Raw genomic sequence first — 6,373 nt, 5'->3', positions numbered from 1 at the left:
TGCTAACTATCATAAGGGAGAGGCTTTCCCTTTTCAATTGCTTATTTTTCTATTTACACATAATTATTTAAACACTCATTATGACGAATCGTAACTATAGGATAATTATATAGCAACTACATCTGTAAGTTCAATAATTATTGATAATTTGAGTGTTCACGATATTCAATCATTACACGGGTTAGATGCTAGTTCATCCTATGACCGGTTTGTCGATCCTTGTTTATACCAATAATTGTTGAGACTTAAGTTGCCGTTATTGAGACTTATACGTATTTTTGGTGGGTGACAGTTTGTATAGAATGGTTATATGCTTAAAAAAAGATCAAAAAAATTTCGACGATATTTATCGGTTGAAGAAAAAACGATTGAAAGAAAAGTAATGTGAAGATTATTCGTGAAAGCCTGATAACAAAAGGTTTTTTTCTAGTGAATGTGAATTGATGAACATGATAATGGTCTATTCTAATGGATAACTATAACTAATTGTTAATATGAAAAAACAGACTCAATAAAAATGGTTGCTCCCATGTACATTTCGTCTTGATATTTAAATATATGGGAGTACAATGAACTTGTAAAGAAGTTGTCCACATTCAATGATGTGTGAGGAAAACAATTCATCAATAAATGATAGATAACTAGAAACTAAAAATTAGACCGACAGACCAAAATGTTGAAATTCGTTCAGGCTATACACTTACTAGGGAAGCTTCATTATCTAAAGAGGAGGAAGCAATCATGATTAAGAATTACAACGGTGAAACTAAAACACACTTTAAGAGTTACAAGGCAGGCAAGCGCTGGGTATTTGCCGGCATTACGGTTTTGGCTGTTAGCTTAGGTCTAGCTGGTGTTGATGTTACGGCGAATGCCGCCACGACTGACGGTAGCGTCGATGCTAGTTCTGAACTTGTTAACAAGGATGTTAGCGGCAACGATACTAATAAGAACAATGTCGTTAATGGGGATAGTAATAGTAACGGTGACGTCAACGGTTCTAATGACGGCGTTGTTAACGATGGCGGTGTGTCGGATGGTTCCAAATCCGGGGACGCCGGCGCTAAGGTTGTTAACAATGACAGTGTTGATACTTCCAACACAGATAAAGAAAACGTTGACAAGAATACTAACGTTAACAAGGTCACGAATACAGACGGCAATGTTAACACCGATACCACCAAGAGTTCGCTCCGTGGTGCGCTCCGTGACGCCGCTCCAGCTAAGACCTACACTGCCGATGAAATCGCATGGAAGAACGCTGACGAATGGATGCCAGATGCTTCCTTACGGCAAGCGGTTGAAGCCAGCTTCTTACGGGTATACCCAAATTATCAAGTTGACGATACGACCATCTGGAACTGGACGAAGGTTCCTCTAAACTTGTACGACGACATGACGACCACGCCAATTAAGAGCTTGGAAGGCCTGCAATACTTTACGAATATTACCGGTGTTAGCTTACAACAATCAAGCATTACGCCGGATGGTATGATTAGCTTTGCCAATTCGCCACAACTTGGGTCATTTTTCTTAGACGATATCAATCAAGCGGGTCTGCTGTCCGACTGGGGCATGACCGCCGATGAATTTGTTCAACAATACTTAAGCGGTAACAAGGCCTTACAAACGATCGAAGTTAACGATATTCATTTGACTGGGACCTTGCCTAATCTGGAAGGCTTCGACAAATTACAATATGCCAACTTTGCAGAAAATGACTTAACGGGTGGAATTCCTGATTACAGTTACTTGCCCGTACTGTGGAACCTGAGTGCCTGGACTAACCAACTGAGTGGCAGTATTCCAGATACGCATTCTTGGAAAAACTTTACGACTTTACGAGTTGGCGGTAACAACTTTAGTGGTGACTTACCAGACGTTAGCAATTTGGATAGTTTGCAATATAACAACAACAAAATTACGAGTGGTGTCGTACCAGCTGGTAATGGCATCGATTTTGACGGCAAAGGACAATCATTGACTGGTGATGACATCGTTCTGACAAATGGTCACAACAGCTTTAACCCTGTGACCGGTGTTGTTCATGGCTTAAAGGATGTTGCCACAAACACACCCGATAACAGTGTGGCCTACACATTAGGCAACTTAACCGGTAACATGACGGTGGCCTACTCCGCAGACAAGCCGGGCGATGATATTGCTGCTCACGCTACATGGGCCGCTGCACACACCGATGCTTCCAACTTGTTCACGGTGTCTAAGGATGCCGATGGGGTGTTGGGCTTCAAGCTGACCGCTAGCAAGGATACGCCAAACGGTTACTACCTGATTAAGTTGGTCTCACCAGATTCCGCTTACTCGGCTTGGGTAACCTTCCAAGTTGACAACAAGATGACGACCGACCCAGTCAACCCGGTTAATCCGGTTGACCCAACCCCAGGCGTAACGACTGGTACGGTCACGGTTGTCAGTGTTGACCATGATGGCAACGTCATTGGTAAGAAGGTTATGACTGGTGCGCTGGGCGATACCTTTACCGCCAAGGCTGATCCAATCGATGGTTACAAGGTCGATGGCAATGGTTCCGTAACGGGAACTTACAGCAACGATGGTCAAACGATTACCTTTACCTACAGCAAGTTAGAAAATGCTGGCGATGGGGCAACGATTGACACTGGTAGTAACCAAGGTGGCGCCGCTGATAAGGGCGTTAACGTCAAGGCTGCCAACCATGGTGGCAAAGCAATTAACCTTAGTAATGGTGCCGCGGCTGCCAAGGTATCTGTCAAGAACGATACCAAGAACAATGCAACGGTTGATTTAAAGAGTGCTGCCGCTAAGAAGGCAACCTTGCCACAAACAAACGATAAGCAATCCATGGGCCTGATCGCCTTAGGGTTGAGCATGTTACTCGCTACTCTCGGCTTGGTAGGGGGGACCTCCAAGCGTCACAATTAGTAAAAGTTTGAGGCAAGACAAGGGGTTGGGATGTTAGATTCCAGCCTCTTTTATTTGCCATAAAATTTTCCGGGAGTGATTGTCACTCCCACTAATTGTCGGTATACTAAATTCAATGAATTCGAGGGGGAGTCGGTGGCATGCGCTGGGTACCTTATGTTATTGTGAGCGTCATCCTGGCCCTACTGTGCGGTTACGCCTGGCGGGGACGGCAGTATGCGACCTTGGGCTGGTGGCTCGGCTGGTGGTTGTTGGCCACACTGACCTGGACACCCATCACGGTGACGACCGGATCGGTGGCCGGAATAACCACTCATTGGTGGGCCAATGGTATTTGGGTCATTCGGCCACTTCAGCGGGCCAGTATCGATGCGTCCTTCTGGTTTAACATCATGATGACCATTCCCCAGGGATGGTTGTGGCATTGGCGTTGGCCCCGTTGGAATTGGCCGATATGGCTCTTGGCCGGGGTACTTACTGGCTTAGCTTTGGAAGGCGGGCAGGCGCTGGGAAATTGGCTGTTTGGCTTGGGCCGCTGGGTCGATATTAATGATATAATTACCAATGCTTTAGGCGTCATTCTTGGTTACGGGCTTGCAAAATTTTGGCAAAACAAGTGGAGGAGAGATTCGTCATGTTCATGACTACTGGGGGTCTTAATCGGACCCATGCAATTCAAGGAATTTTAACGGCTACGGCACATACGATGTTGCGGTCGGAGAAACCGGATCAATTTGAACTCTTTGATGGTTTATTCGATGAGGTTAAACAGAGTTTGTTACAGCAAGCAAAGGATGCCAGTGCCGATGGTTTAATTGAGGTACGCTTCAATACCGAAGTGGTTCAAATGAACGTGGCTCCCAAGTTTTTGGTTGTTCATGGCTATGGGACCGCGGTTAAATTTCCACAATCAAAAAAATCTGAATAAAAGGGTTCACATTTATACAGAGATAGTGTAATATATTATATGTTGTTAAGTTGCCCCGATGGCGGAACTGGCAGACGCGCAGCGTTCAGGTCGCTGTTTGGGAGACCAAGTACAGGTTCGAATCCTGCTCGGGGCATTTTGAAACAACTCAGATAAGGAGCCACGTTAGACTTATGTCTAGCGTGGCTCTTTTTTGTTAGTAAATTAAAAATTCCATGTTGACAAATGATGCGTCGCCAACATGGAACTTCATAGATGTAGGACTGAATTTGGTGGAAAAATTTCAGCAGACCCGCATGAGGCTAGCTGTCTAGATGTTGAATCGCATAATCGGCTTGGGCCTCGGTGAACTGTTCTCCGGCGCTAGAACTAAGCTGATCGCGAATCGCGTCCGGTGACATATCCATGTCTTTTTGATAGGATTTCGCCTTGGCCAAGGCATTAGCTTTCCAATCGATATCTGTTAGATGTTTCATGGCGTAAGTTGCTGCTTTTTCAGAGAATTGTTCACCAGCATCCGAAGTTAACTGATCATAGACGCCTTGTTCAGACATGTCCATCGAACCCGCGTAATCTTCGGCCTTATTTAACGCAGATTGGTATTCGGTCGGAACATCGTTTTTCTTTTTGCTAGAGGCAATTTGAGAGGTAGTCTCTTCAGAAGTTGAATCCGTGGATGTATCATCAGCAGCGTCATTGCTCGATGAACAGGCAGCAAGGGATAAACTCGCTAAAAGTGTAATGGTGATAGTCGTAATACGTTTCATGAAGCTTCCTCCTCAGGGGATATGTATTCATGGGATAGTGAAAACAAGCCGATTTAATGACAAATTAATTAGACAGACTGTTAACTCTAAATCCTATGCTTGTTTTATTGTACGGGAGTTTAGATAACTTGCCAACAACTATTCAGGTTTTAAGCAAAAAAGAAAATGCGTTCACACTGTGTGAACACATTCAAAATGATTCTGGTTACTTAAAAATATCAAACAGAGACCAACTGGTCTGGCGATAGATTTTATTACAGGCGGCCCGCTGGGGGGCCTTGATCCAGCCAATGCCCTTATGACCATAGGAAGAATCAATCAGGTGTTTTGTGCTGCGCTGCAGGCTACCAGAGGTTCGGGCACCGATAGACTTTCCGAGGCAGGCGTACGGTAACCCAGTTTTATTGTCTCAGCACCTTAACTAGCGGTAGCACCAGTGGCAGAGTGGGCGGTTATGGTGCTTGGCCCACTTCCAGCTGACTCGCTTGGTAGACTTAGCGGCATTGAGTCCCCGACAATGCCGTGAGTGATGAGACTTTTTTCCATAACGTGGTGCGATGACGACGTAGCTTTTAGCCTGTGCAGTGACGACGGGTGTGACGGTGGCACCAGCTCCTGATAACGTGACCACGATACCAAGGGTGGCAAAGATTTGCTTCAATTTCATGTCATTCTCTCCCCGAGATAGTTTATTTTGGTACAGACCGATAATAATCCTCGGTAGTTAAGGGGCACAAGTATTTAGACCATTTAAATTTTTATATTTGCGAATATAAAAAAATAAGTTCCTAGTTTTACGCACATGGGCAGATTTAGATCAAAATAATAGGGCGACACAACACCGATACTGGTTGTTGTGTCGCCCTATTGGCAAAGTCATACTCAAAATTTAGTGAATGTTGAACTCAGAGAAGAACGTCTTCATTGGTTCTTTATCGGTACCAGACTTCTTGCCAGCGAGGGCGGTAATCTTGCTGCCGTCGGCCTTGGCAAGTGCTGAGTTTAAGTAATACCCATCGGCGTTGGTAAAGAGCTTCTTGGGTTCCTTTGTGACCGTCTTAAAGTAGGTCTTGAAGGACCGCTTGTCCAGGTTGGCCCGTGAGTAATAGGCCGCGTAACTCAACATCTTGGACTGCTTGCCTTTCTTGGTCATGTAGGTGTCGTTTTGAATGACGGCAACCCCATTCTTAGCCAATGGCATCTTGGAAGCAGCACCGATGTACTCGGCAATGTTGTAAGCCGTCCCACCATTCATGAAGTTACCATCAAAACCATAATTCTTCAATTCAATGGTCATGATGCCCTTGGTAACCGTAACCTTTTTGAAACGCTTCGTGCTATCCAAGCGGTCCTTGTAATATTTGTTGGCCTTGTCAGGCGTGGTGACCTTGTCGACAGCGATCGTCTTAATGCCACTAGCGAAGACAGAGCTGGTGCTGCTGGAAGACTGTGAGGCAGTACAACCGGTCAAGGCAAAACCGGCTAAAATCGTGAGTCCAATTGCAAACCATTTTTTCATGTTACGTTCCTCCTGAGGGGGTCGATATCGTCTATCCCATTTAGCGCGAGTCGCTCCCACAGGCCAGCAAACTGATTCGACCGGCAGAAAGCGATTACGCATACTCTTAATAGTATAAAACAGGTAGATTAAATTTCAACAATAATTCGTTAATCTGCGAGTAAGTTGGCCGCTAAATGGTGGGGTGACGCTGTCCTCGGGTTTGAATGGTGTGGGGAAGAGTGGGAAAATGGAACC

6 protein-coding genes and 1 tRNA gene are annotated in these 6,373 nt (G+C 45.1%); 4 read left to right on the top strand and 3 right to left on the bottom strand.

The genetic code is table 11. The features are described from left to right. The first annotated feature begins 741 nt into the window (after positions 1-741). From EKM96_RS10590 to EKM96_RS08745, 4 genes are all read left to right on the top strand, one after another. Positions 742-2,922: a MucBP domain-containing protein gene (locus EKM96_RS10590; RefSeq protein WP_164511009.1), complete on the top strand. Its 2,181-nt coding sequence runs from the start codon at positions 742-744 to the stop codon at positions 2,920-2,922. A 140-nt stretch (positions 2,923-3,062) separates the two neighbouring features. After that, positions 3,063-3,566: a VanZ family protein gene (locus tag EKM96_RS08755; RefSeq protein WP_125642660.1), complete on the top strand. Its 504-nt coding sequence runs from the start codon at positions 3,063-3,065 to the stop codon at positions 3,564-3,566. After that, entirely contained in the window at positions 3,557-3,850 is a 294-nt protein-coding gene (locus tag EKM96_RS08750) for a heavy metal-binding domain-containing protein (protein ID WP_125642657.1), read from the top strand. Before EKM96_RS08755 ends, EKM96_RS08750 begins: the two co-directional genes overlap by 10 nt. Positions 3,851-3,902: 52 nt before the next feature. Further along, positions 3,903-3,986: transfer RNA gene (locus EKM96_RS08745), tRNA-Leu, on the top strand. Positions 3,987-4,152: 166 nt separating this feature from the next. On the opposite strand, the gene EKM96_RS08740 is transcribed toward EKM96_RS08745, so the two are convergent. From EKM96_RS08740 to EKM96_RS08725, 3 genes are all read right to left on the bottom strand, one after another. Next, complete coding sequence (locus EKM96_RS08740) at positions 4,153-4,617, bottom strand: Ltp family lipoprotein (protein ID WP_125642654.1); 465 nt, start codon at positions 4,615-4,617, stop codon at positions 4,153-4,155. A gap of 421 nt (positions 4,618-5,038) precedes the next feature. Then, complete coding sequence (locus tag EKM96_RS08730) at positions 5,039-5,284, bottom strand: hypothetical protein (RefSeq protein ID WP_125642651.1); 246 nt, start codon at positions 5,282-5,284, stop codon at positions 5,039-5,041. 222 nt (positions 5,285-5,506) lie between these two features. After that, complete coding sequence (locus EKM96_RS08725; protein WP_125642648.1) at positions 5,507-6,136, bottom strand: hypothetical protein; 630 nt, start codon at positions 6,134-6,136, stop codon at positions 5,507-5,509. Positions 6,137-6,373 lie beyond the last annotated feature (237 nt).

Source organism: Levilactobacillus tangyuanensis (genome assembly GCF_003946545.1).
In the GTDB taxonomy this organism is placed as follows: domain Bacteria; phylum Bacillota; class Bacilli; order Lactobacillales; family Lactobacillaceae; genus Levilactobacillus; species Levilactobacillus tangyuanensis.
This window is presented reverse-complemented; position numbering and strand designations above follow the sequence as displayed.

Bases quoted from the DNA above. Each gene is read 5' to 3' on its own strand.
- EKM96_RS10590 (WP_164511009.1), top strand. From the start codon at position 742: ATGATTAAGAATTACAACGGTGAAACTAAAACACACTTTAAGAGTTAC.
- EKM96_RS08755 (WP_125642660.1), top strand. From the start codon at position 3,063: ATGCGCTGGGTACCTTATGTTATTGTGAGCGTCATCCTGGCCCTACTG.
- EKM96_RS08750 (WP_125642657.1), top strand. From the start codon at position 3,557: ATGTTCATGACTACTGGGGGTCTTAATCGGACCCATGCAATTCAAGGA.
- EKM96_RS08740 (WP_125642654.1), bottom strand. From the start codon at position 4,617: ATGAAACGTATTACGACTATCACCATTACACTTTTAGCGAGTTTATCC.
- EKM96_RS08730 (WP_125642651.1), bottom strand. From the start codon at position 5,284: ATGAAATTGAAGCAAATCTTTGCCACCCTTGGTATCGTGGTCACGTTA.
- EKM96_RS08725 (WP_125642648.1), bottom strand. From the start codon at position 6,136: ATGAAAAAATGGTTTGCAATTGGACTCACGATTTTAGCCGGTTTTGCC.